Genomic DNA, 18000 nt, shown 5'->3' with positions numbered 1-18000 from the left:
CTGTTTCACAGTCCCTAGCCTTAATCGAATTGAGCTTGTACAAATGCTAGAGCACCTTTTCCATCACGAGTTAATTTGATGTATTGAGCGCCTTCTGTTTTCGCAAGTTTAATACCGAGTTTATCGGTTTCTGCTTTCATGTCTTCAAAGTTTGAAGCAACTTGAGGAGCAAGGATAACAAGATCAAACTCTGGCAACATTTCACGGTGAGCACCATAACCACCTGCTGCTGCTTTCACAGGAACATTGTACTCTGCTGCTGCCTTATTCAAAGCATTTGCAAGAAGTCCACTTGTCCCTCCACCTGCACAGAGAACGAGGACATTTGTTTCTTCAGTGATGGTATTTTGTGCTGCTTCTACACCCGCTTTCTCAAGAATAGCATCCGCTTTTGCAGTGTTGAAGTTTGCAGCAACTTTTTCTTTCAATTCATCATTAGATTTACCTGAACGCTCTTCTTCAAGAATTTGTTCATCATAGACTTTAAGGAATGGATAGTAAATGACTACGTCAACCACGATTAAAAGAGCAGCAAGAATGAATGATAGAACTTGGAAGTTCGTACCAAGAACTAGACCTAGTGGAGCTGGAGTTGTCCATGGTAGATTAGCAGTAAATGAGTTCATTCCAAGTGTTTCAATAAAGAATTTGAATATCCAAACGTTTGCGATTGGAGCAAAGATAAATGGAATGAAGAAGATTGGGTTTAATACAAGTGGTGCACCAAACAAGATTGGTTCATTTACACCAAAGAATGTTGGAACTACTGAAGCACGACCGATTGCACGGTTACGTTTAGATTTTGTTAACCACATGAACATGAATGGAACAACCAGTGTCGCACCAGTACCACCCATGGTAACGATAAACATTTGTGTACCAGAAGTAAGAATCTTGTCAGCGTGCATACCTTGTTGGAGAAGGTTCAAGTTGACTTCGGCATTGGCATAGGTAATTGCTGCGATAGCAGGCTCAACAATAGATGGACCGTGAATCCCAACAAACCAGAAGAAGGCAAAGGCACCAAAGATAATGGTAATACCAAGATAGCCATCAGCTGCAGAGAATAATGGTGCAAAGAATTTACCGATTGATTCAGCTACGCTTGCACCAACAAAATGACGAGCTAGTAAATCAAGAGCATAAAGAGAAACCACTGAGAGAGTGAATGGAATCACATCTTTAAAGACTTGTGAGATATTTGGTGGAACTTCGTCAGGCATACGAATAGTGACGTTGTTCTTAACACAAACCTTATAGATGGCTACAGTAACAAAGGCAGCAAGGAAGGCTGAAAGCAAACCTTTTGTCCCCAAGAATCCAGTAGCTAGGCCATTTTCGATAGGATCAGCTGCCAACATCAACAAACCAACAATTGCTGCCAACAATGTTGACATATAGTTGATTTGATTGGTTTTCTCCATGCTACGGTTTACTGAGTCGGTCAATGACTTAGCTGTTGTACCAGCTACCAAGAGAGCTAGAATCCCCATTGAATAGCTATAAGGTTTCATGAGGAGATTAACAACATCATCAGACCATTTAAAGCCCCATGAGTTGGGTACAAAAGCAATCAAGATAAAGATACTTGAGAAGAGAATAACAGGCATACCTGCAATGAAACCATCACGAATAGCACGAAGATAGATATTACGAGATAATTTCTCAAAGAAAGGTTTTCCTTTCTCAATAAATGCAATTAATTTATTCATTATTTAACTCCTCTCTTGTACAGTTCAATTAAATGGTGCATCAAATCTTTTAACAAAATAGTTGTCATCAAGTGATCTTGACCGTGCATCATGGTCACACTATACGCTAAGTCCTCACCAGAAGCTTCCTTAGTCAATAGACTTGTTTGCGCGTGGTGAGCCTCTGCAATACAGCTACCAGCTTCCTCTACCAGAGCGTCCGCTTTTTCAAAATCACCAGCTTCAGCAGCCTTCAAGGCTTCCAATAGTTTTGAACGAGCATCGCCAGCATAGGCTACGATTTCAAAACCTAACAATGTTACTTCTTCTCTATTCATGATAGAATTCTCCTTATATATTTTTAATTAAATTTTTATGACAATAAACGTTGGATATGTAGAACTAGATAAACTCGTTCACTTTTATACAAATCAAGACCCGTATGTTGTGTAATCACATCATAGATTTTGGAACCAATCTCGAAGGCTTTTGGATAGGATTGTTTAATATGATCTTCCATATCCAGAAGTGATTGGTTATCATCTCTAGACCTGTCTAAATAATCCAAGAAATAATTCAAATGAATCATAAAGCGATCATAGAAATGGTTATTCTCCTTGGTTCGTTGAATTGCATAATCCGTTAAAACTTCTTCAACATTCCTGAGAATTTCTTTCCTCTTATCAATCGACTCCACAAGTTCCACTTCATTTTCACCTTCGGCATTAATGAAATGATAAGCAATCCGAATAATTTCGTCCTCAGGAAAATGATCTGCTAGCTTCTGGCGGTAAATTTCAAATGCTTCATTTGCGATTTGAAAAGCGACAGGATACTTAGTGGAAATATCTGGCAGATTACTATCCTTGTACCTTCCTTGTGCTAGAGCTTGGTAAGAACAGTAAATATGATCTGTCAAGGTTACGTAGAGATACTCTTGAATCGGATAATGATATTTCTTTGATAGCTTATCAATGATTTCATAAGTCACCGTAATAAAATCAAGCGGAACATCTTTGAGGAGAGCCATAAAGTTTTCTCTGGACTCTTCGGTCTTCATCCGAAAGATTTTCTCAACCTGCTGTTCAGAAATCAAATCTCCCTTCTTCTTTCCAAATGCAATCCCCTTACCAATTACAATCACTTCTTCTCCTTTATCATTCCTGACAAGCGAAACATTATGATTTATTGGATTTAGAATTCGATACATGTCAACCTCCTTTTATATCTTAAAGGTATATGAGTACAAAAAATGACCACAAATGAACTAGAAAATCAGCCGATTTCTAATTCACCTGTGATCATGCCTAATACTACTTAGTAACACTCACCTTGTATTAACTTGTGATTTAAGTATAGCACAAGTAAGTTGTTTTGTAAACCTTTACATAAAACTTTTTTTAAAATTTTTTTAGATTCATGTTCCTAACCTAGGAGGACTTGCTTACACGCGTTCTTTCCATGAAGTCGCTGTTGTTTGAAGAACTTTATTCAATTCGTCAATGTTTTCAAAACCAGTTGTGCGAAGCCATTCACGAGCTGCTGCTTCACCATCTTTGATGTAAGCTTCAACTGATCCAGCCCATGTTGCACGGCCACAAAGAACACCATTGAAGTTTGCACCTGATTCATGAGCAAATACAAGAGTATCTTGGAAAAGTTTAGCTGATACACCAGCACTCAAGTAGATGTATGGCAAGTTAGTTGCTTCATCTTGAGCTTTGAAGAATGCTGCTGCTTCTTCACGTGTATAAACTACTTCACCTTCAGCGAAGCCTTCAACATATTTAATGTTAACAGGAACTTCTACTTTCAAGACATCAATGTTGAAACGTGGGTCTGAGAAGACTTTCATAGCACCAATAACTTTGTGTGGTTTTACTTTCGCGTATTCTACAGAACCTGCGTCAGCAATTTTTTCATCATAAGCAAGGATTTCAAGGAAGAATGGGATATCTTCAGCCACACATTCAGAACCGATACGTTCGATATAGGCTTGTTTTTCTTGGTTGAGTTCGTCTGAGCTATCTACATCATAGTAAAGCAAGAATTTAACTGCATCTGCACCTTCTTCTTTGATACGTTTTGCAGACCAAACATCCAAGCAGTCTGGCAAGCGTTTTGTACTTGTTGTGTCGTAACCTGTTTTTTCATAAGCAAGGAGAAGACCTGCTTTTGGATCAAGAGCTTTAGTCGCTGGAAGTCCATACTCAGGGTCAAGAAGCATAGATGAAGCGTATTTTGTCAATTCATCTGCTACTAAGACTTTCAGTTCTTCCATTTGAGCTACTGTTGGCTCTTCTGTTTGGTGTTGAGCCATGAGGCGTTTCAAAGCACCACGTTGGTCAAATGCAAGAGCTGAGATGATACCATTTTCATCAGAAAGTTTTTCTAAGCGTGCACGTTTTTGTTCTGTTAAAACCATTTTATACCTCTTTTACTATTAATTGATCATATAGAGCTTGATAGTTGGCCATGTTGACATGACCAGTCATTTTTTCTTGAGCATTGAGCATACCAAGGACATTTGCCTTGATGAGTAATTCTGAATCCGATTCTTTATGAAGTAGCCCTGAAGAAATCCCTGCCACAGTAGAATCTCCAGATCCGACAGGGTTGACTACCTGAATTCTAGGAATATCTACCTTGTAGAAAATATCACCATGTTTGGCAAAGGCACCGTTGGCACCAAGTGAAACGATAATCCATTCAATACCTGCAAATAAAGGTTCTTGAAGGACTTCTTTTAATTCATCCAAATCCTCAGAAACTTCTCTTCCAAGAAGCTGAGACAGTTCCTCATTATTTGGTTTGATGACTGTTGGTTTATGTGGTGATTCAAGAACCGCCTGAAGTGCTGCACCAGAGCAGTCCAAGACAACAGGCTTGCCAGCTTGATTAGCAAGTTCTACCAAGCTCGCATAGTAATCAACTGGAAGGCCAGCTGGCAGACTACCTGAGATGGCTACTACTTCAACTGAACCCAAGAGTTTTTTGAAATGTTCCAAAAAGTCTTGACCTTCCTGTTCCAATACTTCAGGTCCTTTTTCAAGAACTTCTGTTTGGTTGTCTCCGTGTAAAATAGCGATACAGTTACGAGTTTCTCCCTGAATAGAGAAGAAATCTTTCTTAACTTGATCATCGATATTTTCAACCAAAAACTCACCAAGTTTGCCACCCACTAAACCAGTAGCAAGAACAGAATCACCAAATTCTGAAAGTACTCGGGTAACATTGAGTCCCTTACCACCAGCCGTTTTGGTTACATCCACCACACGATTGACAGTATCAATCTTCAACTCATCCAAGGGATAGGAAATATCAATGGATGGGTTCATTGTGACTGTTAAAATCATAGGTCACCTCTTAGTCGTGGTATTCTCCGCGATCCCATTTTTCAAGGAATTCAGTGAAGAAGTTTACGTCTGTTTGTTGAGCATTGTGACTTTCAACGTGTTCAATTTTCGCAATCAATTTCTTGTTTTCTTCAGATGGTTTGTATTCAGCATGGATGAAAGCTTCGATGATGTCACACATGAGCAATTCTCCAGTAATCTTACCACCAAAACCGATAACGTTGGCGTTCAATTGTTCTTTAGCATAAAGGGCTGTTGTCATATCACGAACCAAGGCAGAACGGACACCTGGAACTTTGTTTACAGCGTTGTTGATACCAACACCAGTACCACAGATACATACTCCAAGATCAGCTTGACCACTAGTTACAGCTTCCCCTACTTTTTTACCAAAGATTGGGTAGTGAGTACGTGTATGGTCATATGTACCAAAGTCAATAACTTCATATCCTTTTGATTTCAAAAATTCTGAAACCGCCATTTTTTCATCTGTTACGATGTGGTCACATCCAATTGCAATTCTCATTAGTTATTCCCTCCGATTAATTATATAAATCTAATATCATTTATCCTTACTCAAGAAAAATCAAGATTAGCTTAGGAAGCGAGCTGCGAGCATAACTGAGGTTAGCTAAAGTGAGCTGACGACAGATTATCTTGATTTTTGAAGAGTATTAGCACATTTTGTTCAACATATCGACCCTGATTTGATGACGACCACCGTCGTATTTACCGTTAACAAATCCTTTAGCGATGTTTTTAGCCAATTCATCACCAACAAGTTGTGCACCCATAGTGATCATACGTGAGTTGTTGTGGCCACGAGTCATATAAGCTGAACGTTCGTCAGATACTTCTGCAGCAACCATTCCTTTGATCTTAGTTGCGACCATAAATGGACCAGCTCCATAAGCATCAATCACGATACCAAGGTTTTGTTCTTCTTTGTTTACTTCTGCAGCAACAGCAAGAGTCACATCAACAAAGTCTTGACCTTCAGCTGTAACATCCACAACATGGAAGTTTTCTTTTTCCAAGAAGTCTTTCACAACTTCTTTCAATCTCAAACCTGCAGCATCTGCACCAATAACAATAGACATATTGTATACTCCTTTTATTTTTCTAGGCTAGTAAAAACTTTTATGGTTAGCAGTTTACCTACAAAAAGTTTTCTAGCAGTTTATTGACAAATTGGATTGAATGAGATGAATGACACCTTATTCAAGTTTAGGAAATCAGTTTCCTAGAAATAATCTTTCTCCACGAAAGAGAATATAACAAGTGATTATTTGTTTGTTACAAACATTGCTTGTTTCTTACAAACATAATATACTCCTATTTTCGGAAAAAGTCAACAGCTAGTGTTTGTTTTTGTGTTTTTTTAACTAAAAAATTTCGATATCAAAACCAATTTGATCCACTTGACTAGGTTCTAGGAGACGAACATTCTTCTTATCTTCTAGACGATCTCCTTCTTCAAGGGATGTTGACAAGCCAGACCATGGTTCAAAAGCAATGAAAGGTCCTTTATTCAAAGTTGACCATATAATGAGGTTTGGAAATTCTGCAAAGTGCACTTTCAATCCCTTATCATGTTTACGAGAACGAAGGGCAATTGTTCTAGATTGCAATTCATCTAAGGTGACTGCATCTGTACTGAAAAGATCATAGCTGAGGTCTAATTCTTTTTGACCCTCTAGCCATGGACTTCTATCTTGAAAATCAAGCATACCGGTTTCTGGGAAAGGACGTGGAACAGAGCAAGTCTCTTCTTTCTCAAACTCTAAATAGTAATCTTCATAGACCTCATCATCCAGTAGAGGACAATTAAATCCTGGATGTCCACCAATAAAGTAAGGCATGACCTTGCTAGTTTCTTTATTGAAAATCTTGTATTGAGTTCGTACTGTCTTGCCAGTAAGCCTATAGGTGATTTCTAGGCGGAAATGATAAGGGTAGTTCTGATAGCTATTCTCATCGTCTTCAATTGCAAAAGTTACACTATTATCTGTCTGTTCAACTAATTCAAATTCTTTCTTGCGAACCAAACCATGACGAGGAATCTTTCCTTTACTTTCTTGTCCCTTCTCATCTATATAAAATGCTGTATCCTCTCTTAATGAACCACAAATGGGAAAGAGAACAGGAGCTTGTCCACTCCAATAAGTAGCATCCCCTTGCCACAAATACTCAAGTCCCTCAGCATCTTTTATAGAAGAAAGAGTCCCACCAAAACTGTTAAATTGAACACTTAATTGTTCTGATTTTAATTCAATCACTGTTATTTACCTCCGAGATTTTATACTTAAGAAAAAGCTAGGCTGTCACTCCCAATTAGGAAATTGACAACCTAGCTTTTACAATTTACATTTTATAGGAGCGCATTATTTTGCTTTTGCTGCGTACTCTTCGTTACGTTTGATCATTTGTTTTCTGTACCAAGCAAAGATACCGATATAGAATACAAGGAAGACTACAGCACCAAGGATTGCTTTGATATCACCAGTTGTAGTGTTACCAATTGTCCAACCAAGAAGTTTTTCGATTGGTCCTTCAAGAGTTGAGTGAGTAATCAATTGAGTTTCACTCACACCTGCTGGGAAGGCACCTACACCTTTAGCAAGTTCTGTTGCAAATGGTGCGATAAGTGTACCTGAAAGAAGGAAGAGTGGCAACAAGAGTGTTCCGAAAATAATCATACGGAGCAATTTACCACGTGTTACAACCAAGAGAGCTGGAGTAACACCCATTGCGATGATACCTGCAAGTGGCAAGATACCATTTCCAACTTTTGAAAGAAGCACAGCTTCAATCAACATGATTGGTGCAAGTACGTTAGCACAAGCCCAGATTTCAGCACGACCAGCGATGAATGGCCAGTCAAGACCGATGTTGAATTTACGTCCTTGAAGACGTTTAGTAGCAACGTTTGTAATACCTTGTGATAGTGGTTCTACGGCTGCGATGAACCATGAACCGATAAGTGAGAAGAGTTCCAAAGATACACCGGCAGTCAAACCAAGAGACAACCATCCTCTGATAACAAGACGCCATTTATCTGCATCTGCAACCCCTTCAATTGGATGTGGAGTTCCCATAATACCGATAACAATACCAAGAATGAAACCGATAAAGAATTTAGATCCCCAGAAACCGATTTTTTTGTTCAATTTAGCAGCATCAAAGTCATATTTATCAAGACCTGGGAAGAATTTTTCAAAAATCTTATCCAAAACCATGATAACTGGGTTCATCATGTAGTTCATGTGAGTTGATGTCATTGGTGATGAACTTGGTGCGTTAAGAAGGTCATCAAATGTAGGTTTCATCAAGTCAGAGTTGATAATTTTCAACACACCAACAAGTACGATAGCTGCTGTAGCAATCAAGAGTGAAACCCCTTGGCTCACACCGTTGTTGTCTGCATACCATTTAATCAAAAGACCTGTGATAGACAAGTGCCAGATATCGAAGATATCGACGTCAAGTGTATCAGTTTTCTTCATAGCAAGCATTACTACGTTGACAATCAACATGATAAGCAAGAAGTAAAGTGTCCAAGCAGATCCCCAAGTGATTGTTGCAAGTGGTGCCCAACCAACGTCAGTGATACTCAATTGGATACCAGTATTTTCAACGAATTTTGCAAGTGATGCTGAGAAAGCACCATTTAGCATACCGATGATAGCACCGATACCAGTAAGAGCGATGGCAAGTTTGATACCACCTTCAAGCGCTTTGGAGAATTTCACTCCAAAAAGTAAAGCCAATACTGTCAAAATGATCAGCATGATGACAGGTCCACCCATATCTAAGATAGGTGTGAAAAATTCTTTGATTAGGCCAAAGATTGCATCCATAACAGTTCCTCCCTTTTTATGTTATATGAATGTTAACAAATTAGAATTAGCTTAATCCGTGTTCTTTAATAGCTGCTTCAATATTGTCAAATACTGGAGCACTCATTGCTGGGATACGGAATAAGATTGGTCCAGCTTCGATAACTGGAATACCTGGGTCAAAACCAAGGTCTGTAGCAGCAATTGGTGTGAAGATGTCATAACCTTTGATAAGGTCTTCGTTAACGTCTTTTACCATAACTGCATCACAGTGAACATCGAAACCGCGGTTTGAAAGTTCTTCTTCAAGAGCACTTTTAATTTGGTGGCTTGAGTTAACACCTGCACCGCAGGCAGCAAGAATTTTAATCATATGGATTTCCTCCGATTTTATATTTTTAATAGACAAGATTATGCAGTTGCTTCAACGATATAAGCATAGAGGGCTTCAGGATCAGAAATTTTTGATAGGTCTTCAAGATGACCATTTCCAGTAAAGAAGTCCATCAACTGAGCAAGAATGTTTGTTTGACTCGAACTTGAGTTATTAATGATAAAGAAGAGCAAGGATACTTCTACTTCCTTATCTGGTGCAATCATATTGTGGAAGGTCACAGGTTTATCTAATCGAACGACCACAACTTTTTCGGCTAGATTATGAACAATATCTGTGTGAGGAATAGCTACATTTGGCAAATCCTTACCCAAAAATTCCATATCTAGGCCAGTTGGAAATGACTTTTCACGCGTGATCAAGGCTTCACGATAGGTTGGAGTCACGATTTCTCGTTCTTCCAATAAAGTTGCAACCTGATCAAAGAGATGTTCTTGATTATCCGCTTCTAAGCAAAACACAAGGTTTTTGTCAAAGAAATGATCTAATCCCATAAGGTTTTCCCTTCTTTCCATTAACTTTATGCTATAAGTATAACACTATATGAAATCGTTGTCAATATTTTTCTGTTGTTTTTTGTCTCTTTTTTTATATTTTTGTTGTTTTTATAGTTTCTTGTTAAAAAACAAACACGCAAACAAACATTTCAAACAATTTTTCTGTTCTAGAAATAAAAAAAGCAGACCATTTAAGCCTGCTTTACGATTGATTCTTATATAAATTTCCTATGAAGAAGGAAAAGCAATTATGATAACTTATTCTTCATCCATGCTCAAGACGCTAAGGAAGGCTTCTTGTGGAACTTCTACTGATCCGATAGCTTTCATGCGCTTCTTACCAGCTTTTTGTTTTTCAAGGAGTTTGCGTTTACGTGAAACGTCACCACCGTAACACTTAGCAAGTACGTTCTTACGAAGGGCCTTGATATCAGTACGAGCCACAATTTTGTGTCCAATAGCTGCTTGGATTGGAACCTCAAATTGTTGACGAGGGATGATCTTCTTGAGCTTATCAACGATGAGTTTCCCACGTTCATAAGCAAAATCCTTGTGAACGATAAAGCTGAGGGCATCCACCTTGTCTCCATTGAGAAGGATATCCATTTTCACTAGCTTAGATGGGCGGTACTCTGACAATTCATAGTCAAAGCTTGCATAACCGCGAGTTGAAGACTTAAGCTTATCAAAGAAGTCAAAGACGATTTCAGCAAGTGGAATTTGATAGATAACATTGACACGGTTATCATCGATATAATCCATAGTCACAAAGTCCCCACGCTTACGCTGAGCTAATTCCATGACTGCTCCAACAAACTCTTGCGGCACCATGATTTGCGCCTTAACATAAGGCTCTTCAATGGTCGCAATCTTGGTAGGATCTGGGAACTCAGATGGGTTAGACACATCCATAGACTCGCCGTCGGTCAAGTTGACCTTATAGATAACAGATGGAGCTGTCATAATGAGGTCGATGTTAAACTCACGTTCCAAACGTTCTTGGATAACATCCATATGGAGAAGTCCAAGGAAACCACAACGGAAACCAAAACCAAGTGCCTGAGATGTTTCTGGTTCAAATTGGAGACTAGCATCATTCAGTTGCAATTTTTCAAGCGCTTCACGTAGGTCATTGTACTTGTTTGATTCAATTGGATAGAGACCCGCAAAGACCATAGGATTCATCTGTTTGTAACCATGTAATGGCTCTGCTGCAGGATTGGTTGCCAAGGTAACGGTATCACCCACACGAGTGTCCTGAACCGTCTTGATAGAAGCTGCAATATAACCAACGTCCCCAGTCGCAAGGAAATCACGACCAACTGCTTTCGGTGTGAAAATTCCGACCTCGGTCACATCAAAGGTCTTGCCATTGCTCATGAGCTGAATCTTATCGCCAGGTTTAACTACCCCATCCATAACACGAACCTGGAGAATAACCCCGCGGTAGGCATCATAGACCGAGTCGAAAATCAATGCCTTAAGTGGTGCAGTCACATCGCCCGTTGGGGCTGGCACTTTCTCTACGATTTGTTCGAGTATTTCTCCAATACCAATACCAGCTTTAGCTGAAGCTAAGACTGCTTCGCTGGCGTCTAGTCCGATGACATCCTCAATCTCTGTACGAACACGCTCTGGATCAGCTGCTGGTAGATCAATCTTGTTAATGACTGGCAGAATTTCCAAATCATTGTCCAAGGCTAGATAAACGTTGGCAAGGGTTTGAGCCTCAATCCCTTGAGCGGCATCGACCACCAAAATAGCTCCTTCACAGGCAGCTAGCGAACGTGAAACTTCATAGGTAAAGTCAACGTGCCCTGGTGTGTCTATCAAGTGGAAAATATAAGTTTCCCCATCTTTTGCAGTGTAATTCAGCTCAATGGCATTCAATTTAATGGTAATCCCACGTTCCCGTTCTAGATCCATGCTATCCAAAAGCTGGGCCTGCATTTCACGACTTGAAACTGTCTCTGTTTTTTCCAAAATGCGGTCTGCAAGAGTCGATTTCCCGTGGTCAATATGGGCGATAATAGAGAAGTTACGGATCTTCTCCTGTCGTTTTTTCAATTCTTCTAAGTTCATGATTCTCTTCCTTTCAGGGTATCTATTTATTATAAATTGTTTTTGACATTTTGACAAGACCATACCCTGCTAGGAGTACTAATCTTCAGCGACAAAGCCGTCATTTTCAATAAAGTGATGTTCTGTCATTCCTTGGTCAGTAAAGACAATCCCGTGAAGGACACCACCATAGACAGCTCCTCCGTCCATCCCAATCTTACCATCTTCTGTAGTCCAAAGCTCAGCTGTACCTCGTTCTTGCTTTAACAAACCATAAACCGGTGTGTGACCAAAGACAATGGTTTTCCCAGTATGATTTTCTGCTTCGTGGAATGGTTTTCTAAGCCAGACTTTTTTATAATCTGTGGTTTCATGCCAATCATCCAAGGTTAAATCAATACCTGCATGAACAAAGATATACTTGTCTGTCTCTACTACAAATGGCATTTGACGAATAAATTCGACCAAATCTGCCGCTTCAGTAGCAACACGCTGGGCATCTTCTACTCCATCAACTGGGGCATCCAAGGGACGACCTAGGATAGAGTTAATAGTTGTATCTCCACCATTACGACGATAGTGGTCATAACTTTCTTCTGGGTTATCGAGCCAAGTCAGAAACATATACTCGTGGTTTCCTGACAAACAGATCGCCCCTTGATTGTCCACTAAGTCCTTAACCATTTCTAGAACACGGCGACTATCTTCACCGCGGTCAATCAAATCCCCTAGAAAGAGCAACTGGGTCTGACCATCCCATGTTTTGAGAAGGTCTTCCAGCATCCCAGCTTTTCCGTGAACATCTCCAATCACATAATAGTCTGTCATCTTATTTCTCCCTGTTTCTCAACAATTCCCTAGCTTGCGTCAGGGCTGCTTGCGTCACATCATCACCTGCCAACATCTTAGCAACTTCCTCCACTCGCTCTTCAATCGTCAAGAGACGAACAGTCGAAACTGTTGAATGGTCATTGCTAATCTTCTCAATAAAGAATTGATAATCCGCAATCGCAATCACTTGTGGCAAATGGGAAATAGCCAGAACCTGACCATGCTGGCCAATTTTATGAATCTTCTGTGCAATAGCCTGAGCTACACGACCTGAAACTCCCGTATCCACCTCATCAAAGACAATACTTGTCTTGCCTTCTTTACGAGAAAAGGCAGACTTGATAGCTAGCATGAGACGAGATAATTCCCCACCGGACGCAACCTTGGCCAAGGGTTTAAAGTCTTCGCCAGGGTTGGTTGAAATGTAAAATTCGACCGTTTCATTTCCCTCACGGCTGAATTTACCCTTGCTAAAACGAACTTGAAACTGGGCTTTTTCCATATAGAGGTCTTGCAGTTCTTGTTTAATCTCTGCTTCGAGCTGCTGAGCCAAGTCATGACGGGCAGATGCAAGCTGACCTGCCAAGTCGACAAGATTAACTTCCAATTTCTTAAGCTCTGCTTCCATGTCCTCAGACGAAAGATTATTACCTGTCAAGAGATTATATTCTTCCGTAATCTTGGCGAAATAAAGCAAGACATCGTCTACAGTCCCACCATATTTACGAGTAATGGTATGAAGGAGGTCCAAACGATTCTCAACCTGCATGAGGCGATTGCCATCAAAATCAAGGTCCTCAATGATTGCCTCTAAACGTTTGCTAATATCTTCTAAAACATAGTAGGTCTCAGACAGAGAGCTTGAAATTTCACGGTATTCAGGGTCGTACTCTTCGACACTTTCCATGTCATTCATGGCTGAACGAACATTGGCCAGACTTGAAAAATCTTCATTGTCCAACATACTATAGGCATTGGTCAGCGTATCCGCAATGTTTTTATGGTTGAGGAGCTTCTCTCGCTCTTGGTTTAGAGCCAGGTCTTCTCCAGCCTGCAAATTTGCTGCCTCAATCTCTGCCATTTGAAATTCCAACATTTCAATACGTGCCTTGTGTTCCTGTTGGTTTTTCTTGACTTCCAGAACCTGCTTACGCATTTTACGGTAGGCATCAAAACTCGTTTGATAGGTTTCTTTCAAGGCCCAAAAGGCTGTATCACCAAATTCATCCAACATCTGGATATGGAGCTGAGGACGCATTAACTCCTCTTGGTCATGCTGACCATGAATATCAACCAGATGTTGCCCAATAGCGCGCAAAACAGATAGATTAACCATCTGACCATTTACACGGCTGATACTACGACCATTTTGCAGAATTTCTCGACGGATGATAATCTCATCACCCATTTCTAAACCTTGCTCATCAAAAATTTCCTGTAAAAGGCGACTATTCTCAACTGAGAAAAGCCCCTCAATCTCTGCCTTTGGCGCACCATGACGAATAACATCTGTCGTAGCACGAGCTCCCAACATCATATTCATGGCATCAATGATAATCGACTTCCCTGCACCCGTTTCACCAGTCAAGACAGTCATCCCCTTTTCAAAATTGAGGGAAATAGCCTCAATAATGGCAAAGTTTTTTATCGAAATTTCAAGTAACATATAGACCTACCAATTTTTTACTTGTTCAAAGATTTCCTCAGCTAGACTTTCACTTCTAGCAATGACTAAAATCGAGCTATCATCAGCTAAACAGCTAAAAATCTTGTCCGCAAAAGTCTCGGTTAACTGAGCTTTTACAAAAGCTGTATTTCCTGGGATAACTTGGAGATTAATCATCTTATCCATCAATTCTGCCGATTCGATATTGTCTTCAGCTAGTTGCAAACTTTTTACGATTGATTTTGGTAATTCATAGACATAGGTGTTATCTCTCAAAGGAATTTTGACAATACCTAGCTCTTTGATATCTCGGGATACTGTCGCTTGAGTGGCAGTGATGCCTGCCTCTTTCAAATGTTCTACGATTTCTTCTTGTGTACCGATTTGATAATCTGTCACAAATCGTCTAATTTTTTCAAGTCTCTCTTTTTTATTCATTTTTAAATTGACTATGCGCCCTCTCTACTACTTCTTCAATATCAGCAAGAACCTGATTGCTTGCTGACTCTTCTTTTTTCAAATACGCTAAAAACTCAATATTTCCATGACCACCTTGGATGGGAGAAAAGTCCAATCCAAGGACTGAAAAGCCTTCCTCTACTGCCATGGTTGTGACAGATTCAAGGACATGTTGATGAACCTTGGCATCGCGAATAATTCCATTTTTTCCAATCTGCTCACGTCCTGCCTCAAACTGAGGCTTAACCAAAGCCACAACCTGACCTTGATCTGCCAAGACTCGGTGTAAGGCTGGCAGAATCAAACTTAGAGAAATAAAACTCACATCAATGCTAGCAAAGCTTGGCTCCTGCTCGAAATCAGTCTTTTCAGCATAGCGGAAATTGAACTGCTCCATGCTGACAACTCGTGGGTCTTGGCGTAGTTTCCAAGCCAATTGATTGGTACCAACATCAACTGCAAAGACTAACTCAGCACCATTTTGCAACATGACATCGGTAAAACCTCCAGTAGAGGCACCGATATCAATCGTTGTAGCTCCTTCCACTGACAAATCAAAGACCTGCAAGGCCTTTTCTAATTTCAAACCACCACGGCTGACATACTTGAGTTTTTCACCCTTGAGTTTCAGCTCGGTGTCATCTGGAATTTTCTCTCCTGGCTTGTCAAACCGTTCTCCATTAAGGACTGCTACGACTAGACCAGCCATGACGCCGCGCTTGGCTTGTTCTCGCGTTTCAAACAAGCCCTGTTTATAAGCTAATACATCCACTCTTTCCTTAGCCATTGATTCTCAAACTTTCTACTACTTTTACAATCGATTCTGTTTCAAAGGGAATCTGCTGGGTAATTTCTTCTAATTTGGTATTAGCTTGATCCAAGGTTTGGTTACAAAAGGCAATAGCCTCTTCCAAGCCCAACAAAGCTGGATAGGTTGATTTTTCGGCCTGTAGGTCCTTTTGTGGTGTCTTGCCGATTTCCTCAAAACTAGCTGTCACATCCAGTACATCATCTCGAACTTGAAAAGCAAGCCCAATCAATTCCCCAATAGTTTTCATCTTTTCCTGCATTTCAGGAGCCAATTCCGCAATGATAGCAGCCGCTTGGAAAGGAAAGGCTAGTAATTTTCCGGTCTTATTAGCATGAATAGTCTGGAGTTCTTCCAAAGACAAATGCTGGTGTTCACCCTCCATGTCCAAAACCTGGCCTGCTACCATGCCTAGACTTCCTGAAGCAAGCGATAAGTTGGCAATCAAGTCCACTTTGATCTGACTTGGCAAATCTGCCTGCGCTATCAAGGCATAAGGATCTAGGAACAAAGCATCTCCTGCCAAAATGGCCATAGCTTCACCAAATTTCTTATGATTGGTCAAGCGTCCCCGACGGTAATCATCATCATCCATGGCAGGAAGATCATCGTGAATCAAGCTCCCTGTATGAATCATTTCCAAGGCCGCAGCCACCTGTGCATGTGCTGGTTTAATAGCCACCTGCAAGGCTTCCAACACTTCTAACAGAAGAAAAGGTCGAATACGCTTGCCACCAGCATGAATGGAATAGAGAACAGACTCTCGCAAACTAGAGGCAAACTGCTGGTCTCCATAAAAGTCTTCTAAGGCTGACTCGACAAGAGCTAATTTTTCTTGCTTCTTCATTCAAAATCACTTTCTGTTCCGTCTTCTTGCATGACCTTGACCAAGGTCTTTTCAGCCTTGTCCAGCGTCGCTTGGAGCTCTTTTGACAAGACCATGCCCTTTTGAAAGGCAGCAATCGCATCTTCCAGAGCAATTTCACCATTTTCCAAACTTTGGACAATGGTCTCCAGTTCTGCTAGATTTTCCTCAAATTTCTTTTGTTTTGACATTTTTAACCTCTAATTCTACTTGACCATCTCGCATCAAAAGCGTTACTTGATCTTTTTTCTTCAAACTCTCAACCGAATCAACTACTGAATCTTCTTTTTTGACAATTGCATAACCACGCGCCACAATTCGACTGGTATCCAACATGAGCAAGGCTTCTGAAAGTCGCTTGACTTCAGCAACCTTGGCATCATAAACCAGCGCCATTTGGCTACGGAGAAGCTTGTCCAACTGACCTAGACGGTCTTGATAGCGTTGGATTTTGGTAACGGGTGATAATTGTACCAGTCGATGCGTCCTTGCTTGTACTAGCTGTTTGTTATCAGAAATCCGTGTTCGCAAACTTTGTTTTAAGCGCAGTTGCAGTTGATCCAAGCGTTGCAAATAGCCATCATACAAACGCTCTGGCTGTCTAAAGATAACAGACTGACTGCATTTTTTCAAAGCTTCTTGTTTTTTAGATAAGACATTTCGTACTGCCGTAGCCATCCGTTTTTCCTGATTTTGCAAATGAGCCAATAGATCCAACTTGGTCACAGGTGTTGCTAGTTCAGCTGCGGCTGTTGGCGTCGCAGCGCGTCTATCTGCTACAAAATCCGCCAAGGTCACATCCGTCTCATGTCCCACACTAGATATGATTGGTAAACGAGATTCAAAAATAGCCCGTACCACAATTTCTTCGTTAAAAGCCCATAGATCCTCTATGGAACCACCACCACGACCAATAATCAGCAAATCCAAATCGTCTCGTTGATTAGCACGCGTAATATTTCGAGCAATTTCCTCCGCAGAACCTTCACCTTGCACCTTAGTTGGATAAAGTAGGATATCGACACCTGGAAATCGCCTGCTGACGGTCGTGATAATATCTCGAATAACGGCTCCACTGCGACTGGTAACTACACCAATTCTCTTAGAAAATTGGGGCAGAGATTGCTTAAAGCGTTCTTGAAACAGGCCTTCTTCTGCCAATTTTTTCTTGAGTTGTTCAAACTGAATCGCAAGCGCCCCAACCCCATCAGGCTCAGCCTTTTCAATGATGATGGAGTAGCTTCCACTTGGCTCATAGACCTGCACACGCCCAATCACATTGATTTTCATTCCTTCTTCAAGGTCAAAACCTAATTTCTGATAAATCCCAGACCAGATGGTCGCTTGAATAACTGCATGGTCATCTTTTAGGGAGAAATATTGGTGAGTAGGTCGTTTACGAAAGTTGGAAACTTGACCAGTTAAATAGACCCGTTCCAAATAAGGGTCTTTATCGAATTTCATTTTCAGATACTTGGTCAAAGTTGTTACCGATAAATACTTTTCCATCTCCACCTACTATTCATTTTCTTG

The 18000-nt window shown here is 40.5% G+C and carries 19 protein-coding genes; all 19 read right to left on the bottom strand.

The annotated features are described in order from the left end of the window. Positions 1-20: 20 nt before the first annotated feature. Complete coding sequence (locus M1G05_RS02555; RefSeq protein WP_175880761.1) at positions 21-1712, bottom strand: lactose-specific PTS transporter subunit EIIC; 1692 nt, start codon at positions 1710-1712, stop codon at positions 21-23. Next, a complete protein-coding gene (locus tag M1G05_RS02550) occupies positions 1712-2029 on the bottom strand; it encodes a PTS lactose/cellobiose transporter subunit IIA (protein WP_001078331.1) in 318 nt (105 codons plus the stop codon). The genes M1G05_RS02555 and M1G05_RS02550 overlap by 1 nt, the downstream gene beginning before the upstream one ends. 35 nt (positions 2030-2064) lie before the next feature. Continuing rightward, positions 2065-2901 carry a PRD domain-containing protein gene (locus M1G05_RS02545; RefSeq protein ID WP_084887877.1) on the bottom strand — a complete coding sequence of 279 codons (837 nt, stop codon included), beginning with the start codon at positions 2899-2901 and terminating at the stop codon, positions 2065-2067. Positions 2902-3135: 234 nt separating this feature from the next. Further along, entirely contained in the window at positions 3136-4116 is a 981-nt protein-coding gene (gene lacD / locus M1G05_RS02540; protein ID WP_247953017.1) for a tagatose-bisphosphate aldolase, read from the bottom strand. 1 nt (position 4117) lies between these two features. Further along, on the bottom strand, positions 4118-5047 hold the full coding sequence (locus M1G05_RS02535; protein WP_247953016.1) for a tagatose-6-phosphate kinase: 930 nt from the start codon (positions 5045-5047) through the stop codon (positions 4118-4120). A gap of 10 nt (positions 5048-5057) precedes the next feature. Continuing rightward, positions 5058-5573, bottom strand: coding sequence for a galactose-6-phosphate isomerase subunit LacB (lacB, locus tag M1G05_RS02530; protein WP_247953015.1), 516 nt, complete (start codon positions 5571-5573; stop codon positions 5058-5060). Between the two features lie 148 nt (positions 5574-5721). Next, positions 5722-6147, bottom strand: coding sequence for a galactose-6-phosphate isomerase subunit LacA (gene lacA / locus M1G05_RS02525; protein WP_000029277.1), 426 nt, complete (start codon positions 6145-6147; stop codon positions 5722-5724). Between the two features lie 285 nt (positions 6148-6432). Then, positions 6433-7326, bottom strand: coding sequence for an aldose 1-epimerase family protein (locus tag M1G05_RS02520; RefSeq protein WP_247953014.1), 894 nt, complete (start codon positions 7324-7326; stop codon positions 6433-6435). Positions 7327-7431: 105 nt separating this feature from the next. Then, positions 7432-8907, bottom strand: a complete 1476-nt coding sequence (locus tag M1G05_RS02515; RefSeq protein WP_247953013.1) for a PTS galactitol transporter subunit IIC — start codon at positions 8905-8907, stop codon at positions 7432-7434. A gap of 46 nt (positions 8908-8953) precedes the next feature. Further along, the gene (locus tag M1G05_RS02510; protein WP_000590547.1) at positions 8954-9259 is read right to left on the bottom strand and encodes a PTS sugar transporter subunit IIB; all 306 of its coding nucleotides are present in this window, start codon (positions 9257-9259) and stop codon (positions 8954-8956) included. Between the two features lie 38 nt (positions 9260-9297). Further along, positions 9298-9774 (bottom strand): PTS sugar transporter subunit IIA, encoded by a 477-nt coding sequence (locus tag M1G05_RS02505; RefSeq protein WP_247953012.1) that lies wholly within the window; start codon positions 9772-9774, stop codon positions 9298-9300. A gap of 261 nt (positions 9775-10035) precedes the next feature. Then, positions 10036-11859: a translation elongation factor 4 gene (lepA, locus tag M1G05_RS02500; protein WP_247953011.1), complete on the bottom strand. Its 1824-nt coding sequence runs from the start codon at positions 11857-11859 to the stop codon at positions 10036-10038. A gap of 78 nt (positions 11860-11937) precedes the next feature. After that, complete coding sequence (locus M1G05_RS02495; protein WP_045611522.1) at positions 11938-12666, bottom strand: metallophosphoesterase family protein; 729 nt, start codon at positions 12664-12666, stop codon at positions 11938-11940. Between the two features lies 1 nt (position 12667). Further along, positions 12668-14335: a DNA repair protein RecN gene (gene recN / locus M1G05_RS02490; protein ID WP_247953010.1), complete on the bottom strand. Its 1668-nt coding sequence runs from the start codon at positions 14333-14335 to the stop codon at positions 12668-12670. A gap of 6 nt (positions 14336-14341) precedes the next feature. Beyond that, positions 14342-14773, bottom strand: coding sequence for an arginine repressor (locus M1G05_RS02485; protein WP_001034401.1), 432 nt, complete (start codon positions 14771-14773; stop codon positions 14342-14344). Further along, positions 14766-15581 (bottom strand): TlyA family RNA methyltransferase, encoded by an 816-nt coding sequence (locus M1G05_RS02480; protein WP_247953009.1) that lies wholly within the window; start codon positions 15579-15581, stop codon positions 14766-14768. The genes M1G05_RS02485 and M1G05_RS02480 overlap by 8 nt, the downstream gene beginning before the upstream one ends. Beyond that, the gene (locus tag M1G05_RS02475; RefSeq protein ID WP_247953008.1) at positions 15574-16449 is read right to left on the bottom strand and encodes a polyprenyl synthetase family protein; all 876 of its coding nucleotides are present in this window, start codon (positions 16447-16449) and stop codon (positions 15574-15576) included. Before M1G05_RS02475 ends, M1G05_RS02480 begins: the two co-directional genes overlap by 8 nt. Further along, positions 16446-16658 (bottom strand): exodeoxyribonuclease VII small subunit, encoded by a 213-nt coding sequence (locus M1G05_RS02470; RefSeq protein ID WP_000043226.1) that lies wholly within the window; start codon positions 16656-16658, stop codon positions 16446-16448. Before M1G05_RS02470 ends, M1G05_RS02475 begins: the two co-directional genes overlap by 4 nt. Beyond that, entirely contained in the window at positions 16636-17976 is a 1341-nt protein-coding gene (gene xseA / locus M1G05_RS02465; protein WP_247953007.1) for an exodeoxyribonuclease VII large subunit, read from the bottom strand. Before xseA ends, M1G05_RS02470 begins: the two co-directional genes overlap by 23 nt. Between the last annotated feature and the right edge of the window lie 24 nt (positions 17977-18000).

It is taken from the genome of Streptococcus mitis (genome assembly GCF_023109515.1).
Classification (GTDB): Bacteria; Bacillota; Bacilli; order Lactobacillales; family Streptococcaceae; genus Streptococcus; species Streptococcus mitis_CS.
Note: the sequence above shows the minus strand (reverse complement) of the source record. Positions and strands in the feature narration are given on the sequence as shown.